Genomic DNA, 24797 nt, shown 5'->3' on the forward strand with positions numbered 1-24797 from the left:
TGTGAAAGCGGTCATTATGGCGGGGGGGCGGGGTCAGCGGCTGCGCCCGCTCACCGACGTCATTCCCAAGCCCCTCCTCCCCTTGGACGGAGTTCCCATGGTGGAAATCCTGATCCGGCAACTTAAGTCCCAGGGTTTTGACGACCTGGTGTTGACCGTCGGCTATCGGGCTGATCTTCTTCGCACCTACCTGGGCGGCGGCGAAGCCTTAGGCGCCCGCATCACCTATATCGAAGAAACGGAACCCCGGGGTACAGCCGGAAGTCTCAGCCAGTTGTCTGCCGATCAGCCGCTGCTCGTCGTCAACGGCGACATCCTGACCACGGCGGGATTTTGTGACATCGTCGCCAAACACGAGGAATACGGTGCTGCGTTGACCCTGGTTTCCTACCCATCGGAGATTCCCGTGGATTTTGGCGTCCTCCACACCGAGGGAGAGCGCGTGCTCCGGGTGGAGGAAAAGCCGCGTCTTCCGGCTCTGGTCAGCACCGGGATCTACGTACTCTCCCCGGACGCCTTGGCCATGGTTCCGGATGGGCGTTACGATATGACCGACCTTATCGAGCGGCTGATCGCCGAAGGCCGCCGGGTATGCCACTACCCGCTATCCGGCGTATGGATCGATGTCGGGCGAATGGAAGACTTCAGGCGGGCGCAAAAACTGTTCGCGGCCGACAAGGGCCGTTTTTTGCCGTCCCCATCCAAGGTGAAACGAAAGGAGTGAACCGTCGTGAGCACCGTGTTGGTGACGGGAAGCCGGGGAACCCTCGGCAAACGCCTCGTCTCGGCCTTGCGGCAAACTGGTCACGATGTGTGGCAGTGCGACCTGCACCACACCGCTGAGCCTCAATATTTTCGCGCTGACGTGGGCAATTATCGCCAACTGGAGCGGGTGTTCGAGCAGGATTACGACTTCGTTTACCACTTGGCTGCAGAATTCGGGCGAATCAATGGCGAGGAGTATTACGACACCCTGTGGCAGACCAATGTCGTGGGCACTCGGAATATCTTGGAATTTCAGCGGAAAAAGGGATTTAAGCTCATCTTTGCCAGTTCCTCGGAGATCTACGGGCAAAGCCGGGAGCCAGTCCTTGATGAAGATCTGCCGACTCGCCAGCCGGTCATTCCCCATAACGACTACGCCATGACCAAATGGGTGAATGAAGTGCAGATCATGAATTTTGAACAGCGTTACGAGGTGCCCGTCATGCGGTTGCGCCTGTTCAACGCCTACGGCCCAGGAGAATTTTATCACCCCTACCGCAGTGTGGTGTGCCTGTTCCTGTACCGGGCCCTCCACCGGCTCCCGTATACCGTGTATAAAGGCTACCACCGGGTCTTCATGTATGTGGACGACCTGATCGCGACGTTGGTCCGGTGCATCGATCGATTCCGCCCCGGAGAGGTGTACAACATCGGCGGACGGGAATACCGAAGCGTGCATGAATTGAGCGACAAAATTCTCGCCCTCACCGGGGCGTCGGAAGATCTTGTGACCTATCTCCCCGAAGATGCGCACAACACGGTCAACAAGCGCCCGAACATCGCCAGGGCCGAGCGGGATCTCGGCCACGATCCGAAGATCACCCTGGACGAAGGCCTCCCTTTGACTTTGGAGTGGATGCGGCAGGTGTATCACGTGTGAGTGCGGTGGGAGCCGGAACGGGGAGTCCGCTCATCAGCGTGGTGGTGCCGGTGTACAACCACGAGCGCTATATCTTTGAGTGCGTGGACAGCGCTCTGATGCAAGAGGGGGCTCCCCCCTTTGAAGTCGTGGTGGTGGACGACGGCTCCACCGACCGGACGCCGCGCATTCTGCAAACCTTTGGGCCCCGTATCCAGGTGATTCGCCAGCCCAGATCCGGCGCCGCCACCGCGCTGAATCGGGGGTTCGCCGCCGCCCGGGCGCCCTACGTATGCTGGTTATCCTCAGACGACCGGTTTGAGCCGGGAAAACTCGCCGCTCAGTGGCAATACGTCACCCGTCGCCCCTGTACGGCCCTGTGCTATACGTCGTTTCATGTGATCGACGGCCACGGCGTCCGCCAGTATACGGTGGACTCACCCTGGGATTCGGACCGAAACCGCCTCTACGCCACCTTATTGGAAGGTTGTTTTATTAACGGCTCCACCACGATCGTGCGGAAAGATGCCTTTTTCCAAGTCGGGGGATTCGATCCGGCACTGGTTCAAGGCCACGATTACGACCTGTGGCTGCGGCTGTTTGAGCGATACGAGGTGGGATGTATCCCGGAACCGCTCTTGTCCTACCGGTGGCACGGGTCGAACATGAGCGCCAACCCCGCCGCCGACCGCTACTACAGTAATCTCGTGCGACAACGGGCTGCCCGTCGAAGACAACAGTTTGGAGGTGGTACGTCGTGAATATCGTCATCCCGGTGATGAGCCTTCACCGGGGCGGGGGATGCCGGGTGATCGCCGAAATGGCCAATGGCTTGCAGGCCTATGGCCACCGGGTGTCCATCGTACTGTTGGAGAATGCAGAGCTGGCTTACGACGTCCGGGTGCCGATCATCCGCGTGCCGGCCCTGATCCCGGAAGTCCTGCCGGAAGCGGACGTTTACATTCCAAATTTTTACCCGACCGTCATGCCCGCTTATCAAGCGGGAAAAGCTCGGGTCGTGCGCCTGTCCAACGGCTACGAACCCCTGTGGGTTCCGGATAAAGGAGCCGCCCTGGAAACGTACCGGCTCCCCGTTCCCGTCCTGGCCATCTCCCGGGTGCTCCAGCAGCAAATCCGCCAGGCGGTAGGTCGCTCCAGTTATCTCGTCCAGCCCGGGGTCGACCCATCGGTATTTCGGCCCTACCCCGAGATTCCCCGGCGCAGGCACCGGGTCTTTTTCATCTATCGGGCCGAGAGTTACGGCTATTTCTATAAAGGATCGGCAGATTTCTTTCAAGCGATGGATATCGTGCGCCGGGTGATCCCGGACGTGGAGATCGTGATGGTATCCACGGACGGGGTCGAGATTCAGACCGATTTACCCTTCACCCTGGCCCGGGCGGACACCGACCGGGATATGGCCGAGCTCTACACAGGGAGCGACCTGTTCGTCTCGGCGTCCTGGTTTGAGGCTTTGTGCCTGCCCGCCCTTGAGGCCATGGCCTGCGGGACCCCCGTCGTCACCACCGATTCCGGAGGGGTGAGGGATTTTGCCGTGCCGGGCGAGAACTGCCTCATGGTCCCGCCCCGGTCCCCGGAACTTTTGGCCCGGGCGATCCTACGGGTACTCACTAACAATTTTCTCCGGGAGCGGTTGCGCCGGGCGGGGCTTCGCACTGCCGCCCAGTGGACTTGGCAGCGTTTTTATCGCCAAGTGGACGCCGCCCTCACCACCGCTTTGACCGCCTCTTGATACAGTCGGGTCCAGTGGGCCTCTCGGGCGGTCTCCAACCCTCCGGCGATCAAGTGGGTTCGCAGTGTGAGGTCTGTGAGGGCAAGTTGGATCATCCGGGCCAGCCTCTCAACATCACCAGGTGGGGCGAGCACGGCGTTGTACCCGGACACGGCGATTTCGTTCATACCGTCTCCATACACGCCGGCCACCGGGGTGCCGCAGGCCATCGCTTCCAGGACGGAAATCGGGGCCCTTTCGCCACCCGCCGGATGAATGAACAGGTCCACGGAGTTGTACAGGAGGGCCAGCTGGTGATCGGGCAGCCGGCCGTGCAAGACCCAGCCTTCTCCGGGGGGCCGGACGCCCCCCCGGCAGAGAGCGTGACACTCCACCCCGGGCAGTGCCGATCTCACCCGATCCAGGGCGGCATACGCGACGCCGAGGCCCCGGGGCGGCAAGCCCGGGCCTTCGGGAGCGACAAGAAGCAACACCTTCTGGCCGACACCCGCGGGGCGGCGTTCCGGCCGCACTCGAAACACCGAAGGATCGACCCCCGGATGCAACACCGTTGCGACCTTCCCGAATCGGGACCGTACAAGAGCTCCGATTGATTCCGAGGTCACCCACACCGCCGCCTCCCGGATACTTCGTTCCGCAGCCGCAGTGTCAGGTACGTAGAAAGGGTCAAACCGCCCGAGAAAGCGAATCACCCGACCTCCGGCACAACGGGCGGCGACATCGAAGGATTCAGTGTCCGCGGCCACCGCCACCTCCGACCCCTGAAGGTTATTCGGTCCGTCCGGAGCGATCCGGACCAGTGGACACTGCACCGGCCAGTCCACCGCCGCCGACTCCGGCACCGCCAGAGTCACCCGATGACCGGCGCTTTGAAGTCCATGTGCCAGCTCGATCACCGTACGGGCATGGCCGCCATATCCAAGATCCTTCGCCACCACCGTAACCCGCATGTTCACCCCCCCCGTCGCTACCCTGGCATCGGACTGACCACCCGAATCCATAACGCTGCCCGCCCCGTCACCCGAACCCAAGCTGTCGGCGATCCTCCGGCATGCCGCCCAGGAAGTGAATATATCAGGACGTGCGCCTTCCAGTCGGAGGTGGTGACGTGCCTGGGCTCATCGAACTCAAGAAGCCCCTCGGGATCACCCCACTCACCCGAAGAAGCCTGCCCCACCTTCGGCAGATCGGCCATGAGAGGTGCACGTGTCTGAGGTCCCGGGAACACCTCTTCCCCCAGGATCAGCGTAAAGGGGATCTCCCGGCGTTCGTAGTGGAGGGGTGTGGATTCAAGTGAGAATTCCCCCGGGGCGGGGCCCACCGCCGTCACTCGAAGGGTCCCTTCCACACGCACTCCGCTGCCGAAACGAGGTATGGCCCTTTGGACCTCGACCTCCGCCTCCCACTGTGCCCTTTCACCGATCTCCCCCATGACACCGGGCACCGGGGCCAGCCAGTCGACTTGCCAGACCTGTTCCAACATGTCGGCCGCCATCCACCGCGTGGTACCCTCCTCCCACCGATACAGAACCACAGGCCTCACCCGGTCCATGAGGCCGTCCTTTCCCGCATCGGCAGCCTCTCCTTCCCCCACTTCCACCACCTGGGGGTCCCTAGGGGCCCGACGAAACCCATCGTCGCCCGCGGCCCCCCCGTCGCCGCGGATCTGCACAAATCGCTGCAGCCAGGGACCTGCGGCCTTTTTCCGGCGTTTCACCCTGGTCCCCCCTGTCCGCCCGCCCCGGACTCCCCAAATCCTGCGCGCAAGATCAAACACCCCCGACGCTGCCTGCCAGCCGCCATTTTCCCACCGTCGGCCGTGTCACTTTTATCTGTACGCCAGATTCTAGGCGGCTGTGCAGGTTTTAACCGGAATCGAGCTTGGCCAGACTAGACCCAGAACCTTTGTCTAAACAAAGGAAACCGGGCGGTGACCGACCATGCCTCTTGTTTGGTGGATCGGAGGGACACTCCTCGCCCTGCTTCTCATCGCGGTTCTCGCCATGGGCGTGTTTATACTATGGCGGTGGTGGCGGGGGTACATGTCGAGCTATAAATTCAAATTTCACGAACCGAACGTGCCCCTGAAGAAAAAGGAAATCAACCATAATTTCAAATTCATGATCGGCCTGGAGGTGGAGCAGGTGAAAATGTTCCACTACCAAGCCAGCAAACTGCATCGGGCCGGGAGCTCCGACTACCTGGTGGCGTTTCTCGACGCGGCCGCCCGTATCGAACACGTGCATGTGCGCCGTTTGAGATCTCTCTACCATCACCTTTACGGTCGTTCCGCCCCAAACCGCCTGGGCCACGTGGCCGGATGGGTGACTATCGCCATGAGCATGGTTTTCCCCGAACGATGGATGGCCAAATGGGACGCCTGGACAGAACAACTGGCCATCGCCCATTATGAACGAGTGGTTCGCCAAACCACCGAACCGGCGGTGCGGAAAATGTTTCTGGAACACGCCGCAGACGAGCGCTCTCACCGGCAGTTGTTCAAAAAATGGGAGTTGAATGCCCGGTGAATGCGTGGCTGGTTTTTTTGAGCGCTTCCCTGGTCGGCACCCTCCTGACCGTACTCCTCGCCGTTCTCGTTCTGTGGCGAACGGGACGCCGCTGGATCGATCTTGTGGCGGACCGGACTCTGGACATCCTTGTGACGGATCCCTACCGTCATAATCTCTGGGAGTTCATCAGCGCCAGCCGGCGCAGCGGCGTTCAACTCCTTATCGAGAACAGCATGCGGGCCGCCACCGGTGAAGTGATCAAACGCCCGATGGGTTCACCCAAACCCTCCCCCCAATTCGACGCCATCGGCTTCACCCCGGCCCAGGTCACCCGGGCGGCCTCTGCGGGGGTCATCGACCTGTCCGTGGCCATCGGGCCCGGCGCCCAGCGCCCTCTTCACCTCGCCATCCCCATCCTGATCGGTGGCATGGGGTACGGCGTCGGCATCACCCGGCAAGCGTGGAGCGCCTTGCTCGGCGGGGCCACAGCGATGGGAACGGTGGTCAACACCGGAGAAGGAGTCGTTTACCTCGAGGATGTCGATGCAGCAGGCGGACGTTTTATTCTTCAATGGAGTCGGGCGCACTGGGCAAAGGAACCGCAGTTGGTCCGGGCCTGCTCCGCAGTGGAGATTCATTTCGGCCAAGGGGCCTCCACGGGGCTTGGGATCCACATCCCCCCGGAGGAACTGAAAGAAGCCCGATCTGCCATGAAGCTTGGACCTCGGGAATGGGCGCGGATCGGAGAGCAATTTCCAGGGGTACACGGGGTGCGGGATGTTTCGCGCATGGTCACGTTTCTGCGGGAAATGTCTAACGGGGTTCCCATTGGAGCCAAAATCGCTCCGGGCGACGACATCGAAGCCTGCCTCGAGGCGTTGCTCGAGTGTGGCGTGGATTTTATCACCATAGACGGGGCTCAAGCGGGCACCAAAGGCAGCGAGCCCATCGCCGAGGATGATTTTGGCCTGCCCACCTTTTTCGCCTTGAGCCGAGCCCGGCGATATTTTGACGCGCATCGGGTCAAGGACGTCAGCCTCATTATATCCGGCGGACTCGCCACCCCGGGACATTTTTTAAAAGCGATCGCCCTTGGCGCCACGGCCGTCGCCATCGGATCCCCCGCCCTCTACGCGGCCAGCCATGGCCAACTCCAGAAAGCCCTGCCTTTCGAACCTCCGACCGAACTGGTGCTCATGGTGGGAAAACGCACAGACCGGTTCGATCCCCTGGAGGGGGCCCGTTCTCTCGCGCTGTTCCTCAAATCCTGTGCCGATGAGATGGCCATGGGCATTCGGGCCATGGGGAAAATGTCCATCCGGGAAGTCAGCGCCTCGGACCTGTTTGCCCTGGATCCGGAAGTGGCCCGAACGGCGGGCATCCGCTACGCCGGGGAGGCCCGCTGGGATCTGTACCGAAAAGATCGAACCCGAAGGCGCGACAACGTATGGTCGCAGAAAAGTTCCGGTTGGAGGGAGCGGTCATGATTCGAAAAAAGGGGATTCGGCAGGATCCGGTTGATGCTCGCTCCTCGGCGGCCCCCCGCCCGGCCTCGCCGCCCCTCATCACCCGGGATCACATCGCGGACATCCGCCGCCGGCTTCCCCTCACCCCGGAGGAAACGATCCACGCCTTGGCTCTAGCCGCCGAGATGCTGGAGCGCTTAATCCGGCGATTGGACCGTCCAATGAGTCGGGCGCCCCATGACGAGACGCGGCTCGGTTGGTACCGAATGAAACAGCGGCTGGAGGCACACGTGCGGCGCCTGCGCCGGCAGATGCGCCGGATGGGCGAGCCCGAGGTCCAGGTGCGACCCACTCGATCGGAAATCTCTGATGTGACCTGGGCCCACCTGTTCGCCTTGTACGAGCGGATCATCGACGGCACGAAGGATATCCGCCTGCGGTCCGTTTTGTTCGAGATCTGGGGTGAAACCGCCATTGAGCACGGGTGGCTGGCCTCCTGGGTGGTGGATGTGGGAGACATCGACCCGGAGCTTGTCCGCTGACTGTGGACTTGGCATCACTGGCCGTTAAAAACGATGATCACGTCAGTGGGCCGCCCGGGTTCGGCGGATTGAAACACCACCCGGGCATAGCGGAGAAAAAGTCTGGGAACTAAGGCCACCGCCCCTTGAGGAATGACATTCTCCAACAGGCCATCCGCAATCAGCGTCCCTTGATCGGGACTCACCTGGACGCCCACAGTGGCGGGGGCCGTACCCGCATTTATCACCACAAAGGTGTAGATATTGAGGCCTGCCAGCTCAATAAAACGAGATCCCGTGAGTTGATCGGAAGTTGTGTACGTTTCAACCGACTGGCGGAACATGTAAATCCCCTCGTTTATCGATAATCAGACTTCCATTTATGCTATGTCCCCTTCCACCCCCGTGACCCTTACATTTCACCGGTTTATTTCCTCCCAGACCATGTGCACATTTTCCGATCTGGCGGTGTTCGTCCACACCTTTATGAACATGCTTCCGTATCCTGTCTCCCAGCGATGGCTCCCCACCATCGACTTTCAGGGAAAGGATCGATTGTTTTGCCAAACTTCGCTGTTTTTAACCCAAATCCCGACGACCTGCGGGCACTGATTTTCGGGCGAGATACCACCAATACCAGCCGAATCCTCGCGACTGACCCCTCGGGCAACCTCACCACCGTGGCCTTGGACGGCACCATCACCAGCGTCCTCGGCACAACGGTCACCGCAGGAACGATCAACAATCTCTTGAACGGCACCATTTCCTCTGTCCTGGGAGCAACCGTCACGGCAGGAACGCTCTCCAACCTCTTGGACGGGACCCTTTCGAACATTTTAGGGGCCACCATCACCGCCGGTACCCTGAGCAACCTGCTCAGCGGGACCATCTCCAGCGTTCTTGGGGCCACGTTGACCGCCGGAACATTGTCGAACCTCCTGGACGGAACCATCTCTAACCTACTGGGGGCGACGATCACCGCGGGGACCCTGAGCAGCGTCACCTCGATATCGCAAAAGAGTTTCACCGAGATCGATTATCCTCCTACACCCACGGCAGATGCCCTTACGCCCCTTCCTCCCGTGACCACAGCAAATCTAGGAACCTATTCCTTCTTTGTCTATAACGCGGGCCCCAACCCCGCCAATCTAAACGTTGAGATCAGCGCGAATGGGACCAACTGGTATATCGATGTGTCTTCACCCGGCTTGGCTGCTGGGTCTGTAGACGTGCTCGTTCCCAGCCGTTTCTTAAAATACACGCGGCTGTCGTACGCTTCGGCGACGACGGGGGCCTCCACCACCATTGACGTATTTTTCAACGCCCAGGGAACCTGATCCCCGGGCGTTCCATAGGAGGGATGCCCGGTGAGCAAACCCTTGCTCGGCGTGATGATGTTGGCAAAAGATGAGGAGAAAACGATTTTGCGAAGCCTGGAAAGCACCCGCAGTGTGGCTGACGAATGGATCGTGGTAGACACCGGATCCCGGGACCGAACGGCGGAGGTGGCCAGGAGCTTCGGAGCCCGGGTGATTCACGTCCCTTGGGAGGACGATTTTTCGAAAGCGCGCAATGCGGGCCTCGCCCATGTTCAGGCCGAGTGGGTCCTGTGGCTAGACGCCGACGAGGAGCTGAGGGACGCGGATTCGAGCTGGCTGGAGGTGCTTCGTCATACAGAGGCGAAAAGCTTTTGGCTCGATATTGAAAATCTCCTCGGCCCATCGATGGACGACCGGTTGATCCACCGAGTCCCCAGGTTGTTTCGGCGAGAACCCGGAGTGTATTTTCAAGGGCGCATTCATGAACAAATCGTTTGGGACCAAGAAGGCATTTCAGAAACGCAGATAGCCCCTTGGCGGATTGTCCACCATGGGTATCGCCCCGAGGTCATCGCCCGGCGGGATAAGGTCCGGCGCAATCTCCGGCTTTTAAGGCTTGCGCTTCGGGATCTCCCCCGGCACCCGTTTTACACGTATCAAGTCGGGGTCACCTGGTGCCAGGCCGGCCGCCTGGACCGGGCTGCCCTGTGGCTCAGCCGAGCGGCCTCTTTGACGCCACTTCAGGCGCCGTACCGCCCCACCCTCTTTCGAGACCTGGGGATGGTCTGGCTCGCCCTGGGGAAATTTCGCGACGTCGAGTTGACACTGCGGCCGGAGCTCGAGCGCTACCCGAAGTACGCCGATCTTTTTGTGATATTCGCCGACGCCCTGCGGGCTCAAGGGTTGCGGGAGGAGGCGCTGAAGGCGTATCTGCAGGCAGCGGCCTGTCCTCCCCCCGGTGCCCACGTCGGCAGCGCGGGGATCAACAGCTTCCGCCCACTCCACGCGGCGGCCCAGCTGTGCCTGGACCTCGGGCAGTTGCAAGAGGCAGAGCAGTGGGTACGCCAGGCCTTGGCGGCCCGGCCGGGGTGGGAGCCGGCCTTGGAAACGCTGGCCGAAATTCTCGCGGCCCGGGATGTACCAGAGGGCGATCTCGTCAAAGCATTGGCCTCCTGTGCCGGAACACCGCCGGACCAGCGGAGCCTGGTGCGGGCGCTACTGCATATTGGGGCCTACGGCGAGGTCATCGGGCTCCTAGATTCTGAAGATACCTCTCTCGGCAGTGAAAACCGGCCGCTGCGAGTTCAATGTCTCGTGGCTTTGGGTCAATGGCGGGAGGCGTGCCAGATAGTGGAACTCAGTATCCATTCGGGAGACCGGCAAGTCCCTCTGGGCGAGGAGGAGATCATGGACTACGCCTTGGCCCGGTGGGCTCAGGATCAATCCCTCGACCGCAGACTGGAACTTCCCCCGGTCTATCAAAGCATCGACGCCAGGCTCATGGGGAGCCCCGCATCCCCGGACACTCAAAGCCACGCGGCAATTGGACCGGACATCCTTCGGCCCCTGATCCAACGGGCGGTTCAACACCGCTTGATTCCCTTGGCGGAAGATCTGGCCGCCCTCCACAGCAACGGGATGGATCTGTTTCTCGCCAAGACCCTGTACCGTGAAGGATGGGTCTATCTCGCCGCAGACCGCTTGCTCCGTCTTCTTACCCGGCGCGAGTTGGACGCCGAGGGGCTGTTTCTCTTGGGAGAGATGCTCTACGACAAGGGACATTGGGATCAGGCGGCGGAATTGTTCGAGCAAAGTGCAGGTCTCGGGTTTTCCCGGGCCCGGCCGGCCGCTGCCGCGGCCGCCCTTCAGTCCGCCAAGAGGATGCTGGAAGAAGCCGAGGCTCTCCGACCGAAAAGGGGTGGGTTCGCGGAGGAGCGCAGGGCTGTCGGGCGGGCATTGGAACTTCTCGATGGAATCGGGTGGCACACCCACTGGCGGGGCCGGACAAGGAGGAATCGACATGAGTCGGCCGCAGATCTCCCTCTGCATGATCGTCAAGAATGAGACAGAGTACCTGGACGCCTGTCTCACCAGCGTTCGGGGCGCCGTAGACGAAATCATCGTGGTGGATACCGGTTCGGATGACGGCAGCGCTGAGTTGGCCATGCGCCACGGGGCGCGGGTGATCCGTAAACCCTGGCGGGACGACTTTGCCCGGGCCCGAAATGCCGGTCTCGACCGGGCCCGGGGCGACTGGATTCTCGTGCTCGATGCGGATGAGCGCCTGGAGCCTGGCGGTGCGGCCGGGCTGCGTACCGTGGCACAAGAGCCGGAGGCCGAGGCTGTGCTGATCCAAATCTGTCATGAGCCCGGCCCCGGTCAAGAGCCCACCGTCATCAACCCGGTGGTTCGTTTGTTCCGGAACCGGCCGGAATACCGATTCGAAGGCAGGGTTCACGAACAGATCACTCCTTCCATCTGCCGGGCCCGGCCGGAAGCCCGCTTTATCGTCAGTGAAGTCCGAGTTCGCCACCTGGGCTACCACCCGGAAACGGTGAACAGCCGCAACAAGGTCGCCCGGAACTTGAGGCTTCTTCGCCTGGAGATCCGCGACCACCCGGACCGCCCCTTTCATTGGTACAATCTCGGGGTCGAATACGTGCGATCCGGAAGACTGCCGCGGGCTCTGGCCTGTTTCCGCCGGGCGAGGCGGGGGATCGAACCGGAGCGGACCCCCTGGGCGCACCTTCTGTATAAAACCGAAGCCCGGTGTCTCTACGCCGCCGGCCAGCCCGGGGATGCCCTCGCCCTCATTCAGGAAGGTCTGCGGCTATTTCCGAAGTATACAGATTTATACTGCCTGGCCGGCCTCATTGCTCTGGACCTGGGCCGGTGGGGGGCGGGCACAGAATTTCTGCGCAAGGCTGTGGAGCTCGGCCCTGCTCCTTCGATGTTCCATCGAGAAGAAAGAATGGGAACGTATCTTCCCTGTTTCGCCCTCGGTGCCGCCGCGGAACAACTCCGGGTATACGACGCCGCCCTGATGTGGTTTAAAGCCGCGCTGACCTTTCAGCCGGCCCTGCGGCCGGCCGCCCTTCGAATCGCGGCTATTCTCCGTGTCATCCGGGGGGAAAAGGCGGCTTCGGATTTTTGGGCCACCTGGGCCGCAGGCGATCCGAAGGGCCGGCAAACAAGGAGGATCGGTTCCACGACTTTATCACCTGGGGTAAGCCGGCGTCTGGCGGATGCGGAGCGGCACCTGTGCAGGATAACAGACTCTACACCCTTTCAATCCTTGATTCTCGCCGTTCGCCTGGAGATCGCTCAGATACAACTCGGGGAGGTGGCAAGTCATGCCCTTTGACATCTCGCTCTGCATGATTGTGCGCAATGAAGAAGACTTTTTGCCACGCTGCCTGACTTCCGTCGCCCCCTACGTGTCAGAGATCATCATGGTGGACACCGGATCTACAGACCGGACCCGGGAGATCGCCGCTTCCTTCGGAGCGAAGATTCTCGACATCCCCTGGGCGGACGATTTTTCCCAAGCTCGCAACGCGGGGCTGGAAGCCGCTCGGATGCCGTGGATTCTGGTAATGGACGCCGATGAAACCCTCGTGCCTCCGGATTCGGGGTACCTGGGCCGCCTCCTGGCGGACCGAGATGTAAAAGGATATTTTTTGCAGATCCTCCATCGGATCGGGGACGGTTCTTCAGGCGAATATGTGACGGATGCGGCCTGCCGCCTGTTCCGGAATGACCCGCAGATTCGATTTCAAGGGGTCATCCACGAGGAAACCGCCTCTGCCATCCGGGCGGCCTATGGCGATGGGATTCGGTTCTCCGACCTGGTCCTTTGGCACGAGGGGTATGTCGATGAGGTGATCCGCAGGAGAAAGAAAAATGAGCGCAACGAGCGCCTGTTGAAAAGAGCCCTAGCTCAGCGTCCCGAGGATCCCGTGCTCCTTTACGCCTGGGGAACGGAGCAGTTCCAACAAGCCCGTTATAAGGAAGCACTGACAGCCTTTGAGCGGGCCCTGGAGTCAGCCCCCGTCTTTACGGGATACACGTCAGACTTGGTGATGAAAACGGCTTACTGCCTCCGTGAACTGGGCCGCCGGCGGGAGGCCGCACAACTGCTCCGGGAAGCGGCCGCTTTTTACCGCGATTTTGTCGATCTTTTCGAGTGGAGGGCCATCCTGCACCTGGACGACGATCGGGCGGACCTGGCTCTGCCCCTCCTGGACCATTGCCTGGAGTTGGGCCCTTGTGACGGCCGCTACAGTTCGGCGTCCGGGGCGGGAACGTATCGAAGTCATTTTCTAGCCGGTATCGCCTGTGAACGGTTGTGGTTATGGGAGGAGGCGATGGACCATTATCAACGGGCTCTCCAGACTCACCCCGGCTATGAACCGGCGGGGCGCCGGCTGGCCGAATTGAAATGTTTGTTCGATATGAACAGCGCTCAAGGTGGAAATCAGTCGGTGCCTATGAACACTGAAAACCCGGGGGCTCCGGTGCCCCCTCCCGACCGGGGACCGGCGGATCCTTCGATAGACCTTCTCCCTCCCAGGCCGTTACATCTGCTGGGCGTTTCCCGCGAACAAATCGCCACGTGGGCCCGGCAGTATTTGAGCCTCTCCTCCGAGCCGACGTACCAAGAAGCCCTGTTGGCCGGATGGTTGGCCCTGGAAAGCGACCTCGACACCCTGGCTGCCAAATGGTTCGCCCTCGCCGCCGGGATGTACCCCCATCGGGCTGCACCCCGGGTTGGGCGATTCCTGGCAGCGGTGCGCACCTTCCAGCGCCTTGTCCCCGACGTGGCAGCCAGAGTTCTCCCGGGACCCCTGCCATGGGCCCTCCACAGCCGACAGCTCCTGGCCGCCCTCTCCGAACCCCCGTTCTAGAAGACATTTCAATCCACGGCCCTGGGAGACCGGGCAGCCCAACCGGCCAACCAAGGTCTGAGCACCCGGCTCCACCGGAGCCGCCAGCGAGACCGGTCAAAAGCCCGGGCCGTCTCCCGGGCTTTGCGCCCCAGGGCTCTACGCAGACCTCGATTCTCGATGCAGCGCCCCACCGCCGCTTCCAACGCTTCAAAATCTGGCGGCACCAACAGGCCGTTATACCCGTCGATCACCAGATCGTTCAACCCCCCGACATCGGTAGCCACCACCGCCGCCCCGCAACTGAGAGCTTCTAAACAAGAAAACGAAGTTCCCTCGGAAAAAATGCTGGGGATCACCACGATGTCGGCCCTTTGATAGGCGCGGACCATCTCCGAAAAGGACAGCACATGGTGAAGGAGGCGATGGCGGTGGGGGTGTTCTTTCATCCAGAATCGAAACACCCGGGTTATAGGATTACCTTCCACCACATCCCCCGCAAACTCCACCACCACATCCGGATGCCGGGCCAGAATCCGGTCTGTTGTGATCATCATGGGAATCACGCCCCGCTCCCAACTGATGCGCCGGGGAAAGAGTACCCGCACTTGATCAGCCCGCCGCATCCCGGGGTCAGGGCGAAACCTGCGAGTATCCACATGATTCGGGATAAACACCAATTTTCGCGGATCGTTAAAGGTGCACACCGACCGGCAGTAGGTCACAAAATGTGAATCCACGGACACGATGCGCTGCAGATGGTCTAACGCCCCTTGGATGGCACCGGCCACCTGGGCTTTCTCCTGGGCGGAGCCGTCGCCCCGATCCCAGTTGATTCCATGACAAATTCCAATACTGTGGGGGCGGAAGCGAAGGGGATGCCAGAGGAAACTGGCATAAATCACAGGCCCATCCACGGCATCCGCCATCTGTTCAAACACCTTCACGGCATCGTCGGGGCCACATGCGTGTCCATACACATCGATCCCGTCGACCTGACTGGAAAATGCACCTTGAAAGGACAGTTGGTGGATTTCCGGCCGCATTCCCAAGTCCTGAAGCAAAAGGGCCAGATCAAACATGTAGCGTTCCAACCCGCCCGCAAAAACCCTTTCAAATCGGCCATTGTACCCGTCGACAAAGCTGTGCGTCAGAATCCCCACTTTCATTCTCCGTCTTCCCTCCACTCCACCAAACGGGGATTCGGTTCGAGGATCGAGCGGTACTGGGCAAGGCTTCCCCAGCGGCCGTCGGGATCCAGGGCCATATAGCGCTCATATTTTTGCTGAAGATACTCCCTGGGGCCCACCCACCCGAGATGTTTGATCCGAATCGGCGAACACAGGCCGGGAAGGGGGCCATAGGATAGGGGAACGCGGGGGACGTGGAGATCCATCGGCGGAAAAAAGTAATGATACCCCGGGAGGAAGCGGACCAAGGTAACGGTGTAACGTTTGTGAAGGTTCCAATGCTCGTCCTCTCGGTAATGGGTCAGGCCTCCCCACATGTCGAACATCCGGAAGGCCACCCAATCGTACTGGTCCTGATCGATAAGGGCCCGGATCTCTTCCTTCGCGCGGTCCTCATATAATTCGTCCGCATCCACGGCGAGTAGCCAATCGGGGTGGGTGGAGACCGCCACATCCCAGAGCAGGGACCGCAAGTTCCACTCCCGCCGGAATTGAGATTCGGGCAGAACGACTAATTTAACGACTTTCTTAAAATCGCGACAAAGGTCGGGGGTCCCGTCGGTACTGGCGTCATCCACGATCACCACGTCATCGACAAATTCCGACAGGCACCGAAGCACGGTGTCCAAATAGCGGTCCGCTTCATTGCGAACCTGCATCATGGCCGTCAAGCGATTACCGGAGGATTTGCGCACAGGACGAGTCATGACGCTCTTTCCCCACGGCGGATTTGCTCAAGAAGACTTTCCGCCTCGTCCATTTCAAGAATGTAACCAAGGGCGTTAGGGTCTTCGGCGGCGGCCCGGAGAAAATGGTGAATCGCCCCGGGGCGGTCTCCTTGAAGCCAGTAGAAAAAACCCTCAAGAATCTCGACCGATCGGTGCACCGAATGGGTTTTGCAATCCGCCAGTGCGACCTCGCGAAAAGCCTGGTCCGGATAACCTGTCCGCAAAGCGATTTCCAACCGGAGTCGTCCCGCTTCCTCCCCATCTGTTTCACTCAGCACTTCCCGGGCCGAACGCAGATCATCATTGAGCAGAAAGAGCCGGGCCCGGACCAGCGCCTGCCGTCCATCCTCCAGCCACGTCAGCAAACGTTCATACTCCCATTTGGCAGCTTGGTCCAGCGCAGTCACCCCGTAGGCCTGAACCGCCTCCTCCAAACGCCCCTGCTTCACCAGAATAGCGGACAAAAACCGGTAATGCGTGACGAGACAATCGGCACGCCCCGACGCCACGGCCCGTTCAAAAGAAGCAAGAAGGTCCTCCCGGGCCGCTGGATCCTCCAAGAGGTACCGGTAGGCCGCCGAGAAATAGAGGGCCTTTTCGGCGATTTCTTCCCGCCCCACAAAGCCTTGATATTCCTTCAGTCGCGAGTGCCACTGTTCCCTTTCCAGCCCTCCGAGTTCCTCAGGATTTTCCAATGCCCCTATAACCCGCGACACCCAGTGCACCGCTTCTTGCCGGCAGCGGTATGGATCCCAAAAAAATACCGTTGGCCGCTGAAAGCACCATTGAAGATACTGAGTTTCCGATCGAACAAATACAGCGTCTGCAGCAGCCGCAACGAGGTTCGCCAAGCGGCGCTGGGCGGCGGTGCTGAAAGAAATATGAGCCATCACGGCAACCGTGCGCTCCGGGCGCCACCCCCCGAAGGCAGACACCCACAGCGGTTCGGTCACGATGGCCGTGGTTTCATCGGCTGGCAGTCGCCGGCACTCTTCAATAGAGATGTCACGAACGACATCCTCAACATCGGCATTCTCTTCTAGACCCGAACCGCCAGAGTCAGACCCTGCGCCTACATAATACCGGCACTCGGCCGGGAGCACCTCCAACAGGTCGCGATAGGGAAAATGGGACAGTGTCTCCGATCCAAAAGCCACCACCTTCATTCTTCGCCCCTCCTTCCACCTTCCCTCCAAGGTATGAGTGTGGCAGAACTAAGGAATGTTCGACTGCCTAGCCCCACGCCACATCAACCGTCTTTCCGCTCCCTTGCGAAACCCCTGCGGATCGCTCACAATACAGGAGAAGCCTGTTCGAGCAAGAGAGGTGATCCCCCGTGAACGAACGCGCTGTTCGGCGTGCCTTGCTCATCGTCCCCGCCGTGGTCGTCGCCCTTTTCGAACTGATTCGACACACGCCCTGGGTGCTCAGCCTTCTTCCGATGGAAGCCTCCAACTGGCTTACCGCCATCCTCGCTGGTTTGGTTACGGCCCTCATTTCCAGGCGGCTTTTTGCCAGGCTGGACGCCTTGCATGACGAGATCGCCCAGGCGCGGGAACGGGAGCTCGTCGCGTCCGAACATAAAAGAATGGCTGAAAAACTGCACGACGACATCGGGCAAACCCTCTTTTTTATCGGAGTGCAACTGAATCATGCCCGAAAAAAGCTGCCGGCCCGGCATCCCGCCGGCGTACACCTGGAGGAAATTCAGGAAGCCCTTCGGGAAGTCGATGACGAACTGCGGAAAACCATCCTCGATCTGCGGCCCGGGATTGGGGATTCGGTGGATGAGCAGACGTGGAAAACGCACCTCGAGCAGTTCGCCACCGGTTTCGGCGCACAGGTCGTGATCGCCGGAGAGGCGCCGGAACTGGCTCCCGTCGCGTGGCCGGTCCTCGCAGCCATCTGCCGGGAAGCAGTGGTGAACGCCGTCAAACACGGAGCGGCGAGCCGAGTGTTTCTCACCTGGACGCAGGCGGGGAGGCGCTGGGAGTTGACCATCACTGACGACGGGCAGCGGGAAGAAAGTTGGGATCGCGCACAGAAGGAGGGACATTACGGGGTGGCGCTCATCCGGCAGCGGGCCGCTTCCATTGGGGCGGAAGTTCGCTTTGAACGGACTCTCACCGGGCTTCGCATTCGCCTCACGGCGGTCCGCTCCACCGGCGACTCCGTCTCCAGGCGAAGGAGAGTCCTGTCCCGCCGTATAATCGCGGGTTTTCTGGACGAACCTAAAGTGGAACCATGAGGAAAATCGGAGGAAACGAAGATGTTGTGGCTGGCCATCCTGTTCGTCGCCGCTGCGTTGCTGGAATGGCCCGCCATGTGGCGGGCCGGCCAGCGCAGAGAGTTGACGGTTCACGGAACGTTACTCGCGCTGGCCCTCGTTATGGCAGCCATGGTCCAGTGGCAGGTCTACCTGCAGTTTAACCCTCTGGCTCCTTTGGAAGCTGTTTTCGGCCCCATCACCCAGTGGTTTTACCGCATCCTCTAACCGATCGCTGTGCAGGGTTCACCTCACGCCCGGCCTGGAATACACCCGTCAGCGTGCTCCAACAGTCGCCTCACCCGCAGCCCAAACCCGGCAAACCTCGGATCCTGGGTCTGTCCCCGTTTCCACCGCACATAGATCTGCTGAAGAATAACCGCCAGCTTAAAGTAGGCAAACACCATATAAAAATCCAGGAACGATACATCCCGTCCGCTCCGGCGCGAATAGCGCTCCACGAACTCGTCTCGACTGAGAAATCCGCCGTATTTGGTCACCGTCGGCAATACCTCTTTGAGCAGCTCCGGGTCCGTCTCCTCGGCCCAGTAGCTGAGAGACACCGCCAAATCGAACAGCGGGTCGCCGATGGTGGCCATCTCCCAATCCACCACGGCCACCACCCGGGACAGGTCTTCCGGGTCCAACAGGAGGTTATTTAACTTATAATCATTGTGAATGATGGTCGCCGCCGGCGAAGACGGAAGATGGTCTTCCAGCCAGCGGGTAATGCGGTCCACTTGGGGAATCTCATCGGTTTTTGCCCGGTGATACCGGTCGATCCATCCCCTCACCTGCCGTTGTAAAAAACCTTCGGGCCGGCCAAACTCCCCGAGTCCCGCCTCACGCCAGTCCACAGCATGCAATTCCACGAGGGTATCCACCACAGCATCGGAGATACGGCGGCAAAGCTCCGGCGTCACCTCGACGCCTGGAGGAAACTGGTCATCCAACACCACACCCCGCCGATACTCCATCACATAAAAAGGCACTCCCAAGACTCCGGAGTCCTCACAAAATGCGTAAGGTCTCGGCGCCAGGGGAAACACCCGGTTGAGCCGGCTTAAAAAAGAGGATTCCCGCTTCATATCGTGGGCCTTGGGCGGCAGCGGCCCAAAGGGCGGGCGCCGGAGCACCCCCTCCCATTGCCCGCAGCGGATCCAGTAAGTCAGATTCGACGCCCCGGAAGGAAATTGTTCGATGTGGACGGCGCAATCCCCCAACCCCTCAATATGCTCAGATAAAAATTTCTGTACGGCCTTCGCGTCCAGTTCCTCCCCGGGGCGAACGGGGATGGTCCCCCGGGCGCTCTTCGGGTGATTCATTCCCCCGCTCATGACGATCGCCTTTCTTGGGATTTTTTCAACATCTCTGTCTCGGTCACATCGCCGACCTCCTTGAACGAAGCTCCCCATTGGATCAGTCATCAATGAATCGCAGCCGTCCCTCCACGAGTCCGACTAGCGCATCACTCGCTCCCACGGCCCCGGCGAAAGCCAAGGTCTGTTCCCGGCCCACCCGGGTGAACCACCGGCCCACCCGCCCCCGACTGAGAGCCTCCACCACCCTCCCACGATTGGCCCGGGCCGCATCCCTTACCACGATGGCGCCATCATCCAGCTCCCACCCCGCCGCCTCCAGGCCACCTGCGATCACGCCTGCGCAAAGGGCATCTTCCAGGGACATTCTGCCCTTCGACCCGGCGCACACGAGATAAACTTCGGAGAACGCGTGCCTTTGAAGATACTCTGTCACCGCCGGGGCATTCCGAAGGGAAGCCAGGAGGACTCGGTCGGCCTCTTCCGACCGGCGCAAGGCCGGGGTGCCGTTGGTCGTCAAAAACACCACATCCCGCCCGGCCACCACATCTTCGGAGTACTCCTCCGGGAAGGGCCCCAGGTCAAACCCCGGGACCTCCCGGCCTTCTTCCTCACCGCCGGTCAATAGCCGCGGTGACAGCCACCGTTTTTTCAACTCCAGGGCATCGGCCAGATCCCGGGCGGGAAATACTCGCCCCACTCCCCGCTCCATTATGGTGATCATCGTCGTGGTCGCCAGCAGGACATCCATCACCACAGCCACGCCACCCCGGAGTCGATAAGGGTCGATCTGCTCCTTAGCCGTCCACAGGTAGACTTTACTCATCAGATGCTTCGACCTTTCGTTCTTCACGACCCTGAAGAGCGCTCCCTAAGCTCCCGGCGCAGGAATTTCCCCGTCGCGGTTTTTGGAATCTCCGGGAGAAACTCCACCAGTCGCGGATATTTATACGCCGCCATCCGCTCTTGACAAAACTGGATGATATCGTCTTCGGTCACCTTGCCGGCGTATTCGCCTCGAAGGGCCACAAAAGCTTTCACCGTTTCGCCTCGATACGGATCCGGCACCCCCACCACCGCCGCCTCTTTGACCGCCGGGTGCTGATACAAGGTGTCCTCCACCTCCCGGGGCCACACTTTATATCCGGAGGCATTGATCATATCTTTCTTGCGGTCCACCACATAAAACCAGCCCTGTTCGTCCATGACCACAACGTCTCCGGTGAGAAAATACCCATCTTGAAACGCACTTTTCGTCGCTTCGGGTTTGTCCCAATAGCCGGAAAAAATCATCGGACCCTTGACCGCGAACTCCCCAGGCTCCCCGACACCGACTTCCCGACTGGGGTCCTCCAGATCCACCACCCTGGCCAGGCAACCCGGCACCGGAATCCCCACCGACAGGGCCCCGCTCCCCGGATCCACCGGCGCCCGGACCCCAAGCGGAACTGCGTGGGTCGGAGAATTGGTCTCCGTGAGACCGTAGATGTTATGGATGTATCCACCGAAGGCCCGTTCAAATTGCTCCACCAAGCTCGGGGCAATGGGGGCACCTCCACTGTAGTACTTCGACATCGAGGCCACGTTCGCCTCCTTGGCCTCGGGGGCGTTCATCAGGGCAATAAACGCCGTGATAGAGGCCACGGTCATGGTCGGCCGCCACCGCTGGATCATCTCCAGGGCCAAAGCGGCATCAAAACGATGAAACAAGACCAACGGAATCCCGGCCATGGCGGCCAGAGCGGCGTGGCCGACAATGCCTGTGATGTGGAACAAGGGAGCCAGCCCCAGCACCCCGTCTTCATCCGCCATCTTCATCCAAATCCTGTAGACATTTGCGTTATAGGCGACATTGCGGTGCAGGTTCATGGCGCCCTTCGGCCGTCCGGTTGTCCCGGATGTGTACACGAGATACGCAATATCTTCGGGACCCACCGCCACCCGGACTCCCGGGTCCGGGACCGTTTGGTTGAGGGCCGCAACCAAATCCACCGTCCCTGACGGGGGGGATTTGTCCGTCTGGTTCAAAAGCGGCGTCTTTTTTGCGACATCCTCGGAGACAAAATCTCTCTCGTGGGTGGTCACCACCTGCTGGATGTCCGTTCCCCCGATCACTTTCTCCGCATGGGCCGCGTAGAGCGAATCCAAAGCCACGAGAACTTTGGCCCCGGAGTCCTGGAGATGATATTCCACCTCTTTTGCTTTGAACATGGGGTTGAGAGGAACCACCGCTGCCCCGCGTTTCCAAGCTCCGTATTGGGCAATCAAGAATTGCGGGTTATTCTGTACATACACCGCCACCCGGTCCCCCTTGCCTACGCCCCAACCCGCCAGGAGCGTCGCGAAACGGGTCGCCAGATCATCCAGCTGTCCGTACGTGAGTGTCTGGTCAAAATAATGAACTGCCGGACGGCCCCCTGCCCTTTTGGCGCTCTTCTCAAAGGCGTCGATCATGCTGATTTCCGGCAGCGGAAGTTCTCGAGGCACAAAATCCGGGTACAACTTGAGCCAAGGCTTCTCCTCATAGACAGAACCCACGGCGCACCCCCCTCTCAGTTATCACGGATCCTTCACTTCACCGCCACGGGATTCACCGGCGCTCCGGTGCCGCGGTAGACTTTTAAGGGCGACCCGGCGTAAAGGAAGGCGTATTGGCCATCATCGGCGCAGTCCGCCGCCAAATCCTCCAGCCACAGGATTTCGTTAAAGAGCACTCCAAGATTTCGCATCAGGGCATTGTGCAGCACGAGCAGCGCTCCGGTCTTCGGGTCCACCGTCGTCTCGTTCGCGATGGTGTCCGTCGCAAGCACCGGGATTTCCATGGCATGAAACCATTTTACAAGCTCCGGGGAAAAAGCGAGACCCGGCTCATTGAACGAATCCCCATAAAAAGCCCCGGGCCCCTGTTCATAAAAGATTTTCAGCCAGCCGGTGCGTAGAACGAGAATGTCGTGCTTCTCGATGGTCACGCCCTGTCGCTCCGCACAGGCCAAAAGATCATCCAGCCCAAAGGTTTCGCCTCGATCCAGATAGGGCTTGCCCCGGTGTCGGGCGATGTCCACCTCCAGGTTCCGACTAGTCCCATTGTACCATAAAATTGTGATCTGTCTTGCCGCACTCCGTCCCCTTGCCCCACCCCGCCGGCAGATTGTTATAATAGAACTGATTTTCGAACGTCCGTCTGGTGTTCACCGACCGGCGGAATGCCAACCGAAACACGTAAGGAGATGTAAAGCAGTGGGATACGAACGGTGTTACGTGTGCGGCGCCGAAAACCCCAAGGGCCTTCATCTGCATTTTGAAAAATATGGCGAGGAAGGGGTCACCGCAGAATTCAACTCCGAAGAATGGCACGGCGGCTGGCCGGGGATTCAACACGGGGGCATCACCTGTGCGCTCTTGGACGAAGCGGCCGCTTATGTCGCCAATAATCTGGGGCTGATTACGGTCACTGCTAAACTCGATGTGGAGTTCCAAAACCCCATCCACTCTGGGGAGACGGTGCGCGTCGTGGCGTTTCCCGTGCGAAAAACCCGCCGGCTGATTGAAGCGGAGGCCCAGATCACCAGCTTGGACGGGGTCCCGAAGGCCCGGGCGCACGCCAAGATGATGGTGCTCAATCACACCCAGCTCCAGTCGATGGGACTAGAGGGACTGACGCCGGTCAACCTCGACCCCGACCGCTGACGTGCAGCCTGGAAACTGGCCCAGGACCGGTGTTTCGGGTCGCGAAAAAACCGGGCAGGGCCCGTAGATCTTACGGGTCCTCCCCGGCTCCGAGCGCTCGATCAATGGTCAGCCGTCACCCGACGAGGAGATCCAACGGGTGCTCCAATCCGCGTTTCACCATGGCCAAGAACTGGGCGGCTGGCGCACCGTCCACCACCCGATGATCGAAGGTGAGGCTAAGGGGGAGGAGGGTTCTTCGTTCCAAAACATCCCCGCAGTACACCGGAGCATCTTCCGCCCGCCCGACCCCGAGAATCCCCGTTTCCGGCGGATTCAGAATCGGGGTGAACCACTCGACCCCATACTGGCCGAGATTTGTCACCGTGAAGGTGGAGCCCGCCATCTCTGCGGAGTCCAGCTCATGATCCCGGGCCCGCCGGCTGAGCATGCGAATGGCAGCGGATAACTGGGCGAAGGACATTCCGCCGGCGTCTCGGATCACGGGAACCACCAGCCCTTTGTCCAGCGCCACGGCAATCCCGAGATGAATCAAAGAATGGATCTCCACCTGCCCCTCCACAAACCGACTATTCATCTCCGGATGCTCGCGAAGGGCTGCGATCGCCGCCCGAGCCACCAGGTCGGTCATCGTGGGTTTTTTTTCCTCACCCCACTCCTGGGCCAATTCTCGGAGTAGCCGCAACGCCTGGGTCACGTCCGCCCGGGCGGTAAGAGTAAGTTGCGCCGTCTCCAGCAAGCTGTTCTGCATCCGCTGGGCGATGACCTTTCTCATGCCGCGGAGCGGCACCCGGGAGACGTTCCCGGCATCCTCCGGTAACCACTGCGGCCCATGGGAGGACGCCTTCTCGGCGCCGGAGAAGGCCCCCATCCCACCTGTCGCCTCCGCCGTTGTGGTTTCGCCCGTGGCCATGGTGCCCTCCGTGGACGTGCCGGTGCCCCCCGCCTTACCAGTGCCCCGGGCCGCGTCGGGCCCGGCGACGTCCAGAGCCCGCATTTCACCGGCAATCCCCGACGGCGACGAGGCGTCGGCCACCGCCCGCTGGACGTCCTCTACGGTGATGCGGCCTCCGGGTCCGGTTCCGACGAGGGAAGAGGTGTCGATTCCGGCGGACCGGGCCATTTTCCGGGCCGCCGGAGAAATCTTGATTCGCTCCTCCCTCCTCAGTTCACTCGCCGGAGCCGCCGAGGCCGAAGCCGCCTCCAGTTTTCCTTCCATAGCCGTATTTGCCCGCTCGCCCGGTTGTCCCACGTAACCGATCACCGTGCCGTAGGGTACCACCCCTTCCTCCGGCACGAGAATTTCTAGGAGTACCCCGCTCGCCGGGGCTTCTATCTCGTATTCGATTTTTTCCGAGCTGACCGCGACAAGAGGCTCGCCTTTCTCCACAGGATCGCCCGGATGTTTATGCCACTGCATCACCGTTCCATTTTCCATACTCATGCCGAGTTTTGGCATGACGATTTCGACTGCCAAGGTGAATCCTCCTCCTCAAACCTCCGGGTCACGAGTGGGTCCCGAGCCCGC

At 60.7% G+C, this 24797-nt stretch carries 25 protein-coding genes; 14 read left to right on the forward strand and 11 right to left on the reverse strand.

Going from position 1 to position 24797, the window contains the following annotated elements; all coding sequences use genetic code 11:
- Window position 1 precedes the first annotated feature (1 nt).
- Genes CVV65_RS10165 through CVV65_RS10180 form a run of 4 tightly spaced genes read left to right on the forward strand, consistent with a single transcriptional unit; the run spans window position 2 to window position 3377 of the window.
- Window positions 2-724: a sugar phosphate nucleotidyltransferase gene (locus tag CVV65_RS10165; protein ID WP_100668034.1), complete on the forward strand. Its 723-nt coding sequence runs from the start codon at window positions 2-4 to the stop codon at window positions 722-724.
- 6 nt (window positions 725-730) lie between these two features.
- Window positions 731-1645, forward strand: a complete 915-nt coding sequence (locus tag CVV65_RS10170) for an NAD-dependent epimerase/dehydratase family protein (RefSeq protein ID WP_013075213.1) — start codon at window positions 731-733, stop codon at window positions 1643-1645.
- Window positions 1642-2385, forward strand: coding sequence for a glycosyltransferase family 2 protein (locus CVV65_RS10175; RefSeq protein ID WP_157935472.1), 744 nt, complete (start codon window positions 1642-1644; stop codon window positions 2383-2385). The genes CVV65_RS10170 and CVV65_RS10175 overlap by 4 nt, the downstream gene beginning before the upstream one ends.
- Window positions 2382-3377, forward strand: a complete 996-nt coding sequence (locus CVV65_RS10180) for a glycosyltransferase family 4 protein (RefSeq protein WP_100668036.1) — start codon at window positions 2382-2384, stop codon at window positions 3375-3377. The genes CVV65_RS10175 and CVV65_RS10180 overlap by 4 nt, the downstream gene beginning before the upstream one ends.
- On the opposite strand, the gene CVV65_RS10185 is transcribed toward CVV65_RS10180, so the two are convergent.
- Both CVV65_RS10185 and CVV65_RS10190 read right to left on the reverse strand, forming a co-directional pair.
- The gene (locus CVV65_RS10185; protein WP_133121277.1) at window positions 3329-4327 is read right to left on the reverse strand and encodes a glycosyltransferase family 4 protein; all 999 of its coding nucleotides are present in this window, start codon (window positions 4325-4327) and stop codon (window positions 3329-3331) included. The two genes, CVV65_RS10180 and CVV65_RS10185, sit on opposite strands and share 49 nt — an antisense overlap.
- 17 nt (window positions 4328-4344) lie before the next feature.
- The gene (locus CVV65_RS10190; protein WP_100668038.1) at window positions 4345-5094 is read right to left on the reverse strand and encodes a hypothetical protein; all 750 of its coding nucleotides are present in this window, start codon (window positions 5092-5094) and stop codon (window positions 4345-4347) included.
- A gap of 223 nt (window positions 5095-5317) precedes the next feature.
- On the opposite strand from CVV65_RS10190, the gene CVV65_RS10195 reads away from it, so the two are divergent.
- Genes CVV65_RS10195 through CVV65_RS10205 form a run of 3 tightly spaced genes read left to right on the forward strand, consistent with a single transcriptional unit; the run spans window position 5318 to window position 7895 of the window.
- Window positions 5318-5905: a ferritin family protein gene (locus tag CVV65_RS10195; RefSeq protein ID WP_100669396.1), complete on the forward strand. Its 588-nt coding sequence runs from the start codon at window positions 5318-5320 to the stop codon at window positions 5903-5905.
- Window positions 5902-7374 carry an FMN-binding glutamate synthase family protein gene (locus tag CVV65_RS10200; protein ID WP_157935473.1) on the forward strand — a complete coding sequence of 491 codons (1473 nt, stop codon included), beginning with the start codon at window positions 5902-5904 and terminating at the stop codon, window positions 7372-7374. The genes CVV65_RS10195 and CVV65_RS10200 overlap by 4 nt, the downstream gene beginning before the upstream one ends.
- Window positions 7371-7895 (forward strand): hypothetical protein, encoded by a 525-nt coding sequence (locus CVV65_RS10205; protein ID WP_133121278.1) that lies wholly within the window; start codon window positions 7371-7373, stop codon window positions 7893-7895. Before CVV65_RS10200 ends, CVV65_RS10205 begins: the two co-directional genes overlap by 4 nt.
- Before the next feature lie 14 nt (window positions 7896-7909).
- Here the strand turns inward: CVV65_RS10205 and CVV65_RS10210 are convergent, their stop codons facing one another.
- Window positions 7910-8218, reverse strand: a complete 309-nt coding sequence (locus CVV65_RS10210) for a DUF6385 domain-containing protein (RefSeq protein WP_100668041.1) — start codon at window positions 8216-8218, stop codon at window positions 7910-7912.
- Between the two features lie 216 nt (window positions 8219-8434).
- On the opposite strand from CVV65_RS10210, the gene CVV65_RS10215 reads away from it, so the two are divergent.
- Genes CVV65_RS10215 through CVV65_RS10230 form a run of 4 tightly spaced genes read left to right on the forward strand, consistent with a single transcriptional unit; the run spans window position 8435 to window position 14100 of the window.
- Window positions 8435-9211 carry a DUF6385 domain-containing protein gene (locus tag CVV65_RS10215; protein ID WP_100668042.1) on the forward strand — a complete coding sequence of 259 codons (777 nt, stop codon included), beginning with the start codon at window positions 8435-8437 and terminating at the stop codon, window positions 9209-9211.
- Between the two features lie 30 nt (window positions 9212-9241).
- Window positions 9242-11257, forward strand: coding sequence for a glycosyltransferase family 2 protein (locus tag CVV65_RS10220; RefSeq protein ID WP_100668043.1), 2016 nt, complete (start codon window positions 9242-9244; stop codon window positions 11255-11257).
- Window positions 11214-12557, forward strand: a complete 1344-nt coding sequence (locus CVV65_RS10225) for a glycosyltransferase (protein WP_013075202.1) — start codon at window positions 11214-11216, stop codon at window positions 12555-12557. Before CVV65_RS10220 ends, CVV65_RS10225 begins: the two co-directional genes overlap by 44 nt.
- A complete protein-coding gene (locus CVV65_RS10230) occupies window positions 12547-14100 on the forward strand; it encodes a glycosyltransferase (RefSeq protein WP_100668045.1) in 1554 nt (517 codons plus the stop codon). Before CVV65_RS10225 ends, CVV65_RS10230 begins: the two co-directional genes overlap by 11 nt.
- Window positions 14101-14108: 8 nt before the next feature.
- On the opposite strand, the gene CVV65_RS10235 is transcribed toward CVV65_RS10230, so the two are convergent.
- From CVV65_RS10235 to CVV65_RS10245, 3 genes are read right to left on the reverse strand one after another with little or no spacing between them, the layout of a single operon-like run.
- Window positions 14109-15248, reverse strand: a complete 1140-nt coding sequence (locus CVV65_RS10235; RefSeq protein WP_100668046.1) for a glycosyltransferase family 4 protein — start codon at window positions 15246-15248, stop codon at window positions 14109-14111.
- A complete protein-coding gene (locus tag CVV65_RS10240; protein WP_100668047.1) occupies window positions 15245-15976 on the reverse strand; it encodes a glycosyltransferase in 732 nt (243 codons plus the stop codon). Before CVV65_RS10240 ends, CVV65_RS10235 begins: the two co-directional genes overlap by 4 nt.
- Window positions 15973-17163 (reverse strand): tetratricopeptide repeat protein, encoded by a 1191-nt coding sequence (locus CVV65_RS10245; protein ID WP_100668048.1) that lies wholly within the window; start codon window positions 17161-17163, stop codon window positions 15973-15975. The genes CVV65_RS10240 and CVV65_RS10245 overlap by 4 nt, the downstream gene beginning before the upstream one ends.
- A gap of 170 nt (window positions 17164-17333) precedes the next feature.
- Here CVV65_RS10245 and CVV65_RS10250 point away from each other — a divergent pair, with 170 nt between their 5' ends.
- The gene (locus tag CVV65_RS10250) at window positions 17334-18245 is read left to right on the forward strand and encodes a sensor histidine kinase (protein ID WP_100668049.1); all 912 of its coding nucleotides are present in this window, start codon (window positions 17334-17336) and stop codon (window positions 18243-18245) included.
- A gap of 21 nt (window positions 18246-18266) precedes the next feature.
- Window positions 18267-18491, forward strand: a complete 225-nt coding sequence (locus CVV65_RS10255) for a hypothetical protein (RefSeq protein WP_100668050.1) — start codon at window positions 18267-18269, stop codon at window positions 18489-18491.
- 23 nt (window positions 18492-18514) lie between these two features.
- On the opposite strand, the gene CVV65_RS10260 is transcribed toward CVV65_RS10255, so the two are convergent.
- The 4 genes from CVV65_RS10260 to CVV65_RS10275 all read right to left on the reverse strand — a co-directional run bounded on the left by CVV65_RS10260 (window position 18515) and on the right by CVV65_RS10275 (window position 22644).
- Window positions 18515-19600: a phosphotransferase family protein gene (locus CVV65_RS10260; protein ID WP_232796583.1), complete on the reverse strand. Its 1086-nt coding sequence runs from the start codon at window positions 19598-19600 to the stop codon at window positions 18515-18517.
- Window positions 19601-19682: 82 nt separating this feature from the next.
- Window positions 19683-20408, reverse strand: a complete 726-nt coding sequence (locus CVV65_RS10265) for a 2-phosphosulfolactate phosphatase (protein ID WP_133121279.1) — start codon at window positions 20406-20408, stop codon at window positions 19683-19685.
- Between the two features lie 23 nt (window positions 20409-20431).
- Window positions 20432-22120 (reverse strand): AMP-binding protein, encoded by a 1689-nt coding sequence (locus tag CVV65_RS10270; RefSeq protein ID WP_198591992.1) that lies wholly within the window; start codon window positions 22118-22120, stop codon window positions 20432-20434.
- Between the two features lie 32 nt (window positions 22121-22152).
- Window positions 22153-22644, reverse strand: coding sequence for a cyclase family protein (locus CVV65_RS10275; protein WP_198591993.1), 492 nt, complete (start codon window positions 22642-22644; stop codon window positions 22153-22155).
- 175 nt (window positions 22645-22819) lie between these two features.
- Between CVV65_RS10275 and CVV65_RS10280 the strand changes: the two genes are divergently transcribed.
- Window positions 22820-23269 (forward strand): PaaI family thioesterase, encoded by a 450-nt coding sequence (locus CVV65_RS10280; protein ID WP_013075191.1) that lies wholly within the window; start codon window positions 22820-22822, stop codon window positions 23267-23269.
- A 115-nt stretch (window positions 23270-23384) separates the two neighbouring features.
- On the opposite strand, the gene CVV65_RS10285 is transcribed toward CVV65_RS10280, so the two are convergent.
- Entirely contained in the window at window positions 23385-24746 is a 1362-nt protein-coding gene (locus CVV65_RS10285) for a dihydrolipoamide acetyltransferase family protein (protein ID WP_100668053.1), read from the reverse strand.
- Between the last annotated feature and the right edge of the window lie 51 nt (window positions 24747-24797).

The sequence above is a fragment of the Kyrpidia spormannii genome (assembly GCF_002804065.1).
Lineage (GTDB): Bacteria > Bacillota > Bacilli > Kyrpidiales > Kyrpidiaceae > Kyrpidia > Kyrpidia spormannii.

Coding starts and splice junctions, on each gene's coding strand:
- CVV65_RS10265 (WP_133121279.1), bottom strand. CDS start 20,408: ATGAGTAAAGTCTACCTGTGGACGGCTAAGGAGCAGATCGACCCTTAT.
- CVV65_RS10210 (WP_100668041.1), bottom strand. CDS start 8,218: ATGTTCCGCCAGTCGGTTGAAACGTACACAACTTCCGATCAACTCACG.
- CVV65_RS10205 (WP_133121278.1), top strand. CDS start 7,371: ATGATTCGAAAAAAGGGGATTCGGCAGGATCCGGTTGATGCTCGCTCC.
- CVV65_RS10225 (WP_013075202.1), top strand. CDS start 11,214: ATGAGTCGGCCGCAGATCTCCCTCTGCATGATCGTCAAGAATGAGACA.
- CVV65_RS10245 (WP_100668048.1), bottom strand. CDS start 17,163: ATGAAGGTGGTGGCTTTTGGATCGGAGACACTGTCCCATTTTCCCTAT.
- CVV65_RS10195 (WP_100669396.1), top strand. CDS start 5,318: ATGCCTCTTGTTTGGTGGATCGGAGGGACACTCCTCGCCCTGCTTCTC.
- CVV65_RS10235 (WP_100668046.1), bottom strand. CDS start 15,248: ATGAAAGTGGGGATTCTGACGCACAGCTTTGTCGACGGGTACAATGGC.
- CVV65_RS10255 (WP_100668050.1), top strand. CDS start 18,267: ATGTTGTGGCTGGCCATCCTGTTCGTCGCCGCTGCGTTGCTGGAATGG.
- CVV65_RS10240 (WP_100668047.1), bottom strand. CDS start 15,976: ATGACTCGTCCTGTGCGCAAATCCTCCGGTAATCGCTTGACGGCCATG.
- CVV65_RS10185 (WP_133121277.1), bottom strand. CDS start 4,327: ATGCGGGTTACGGTGGTGGCGAAGGATCTTGGATATGGCGGCCATGCC.
- CVV65_RS10230 (WP_100668045.1), top strand. CDS start 12,547: ATGCCCTTTGACATCTCGCTCTGCATGATTGTGCGCAATGAAGAAGAC.
- CVV65_RS10260 (WP_232796583.1), bottom strand. CDS start 19,600: ATGAGCGGGGGAATGAATCACCCGAAGAGCGCCCGGGGGACCATCCCC.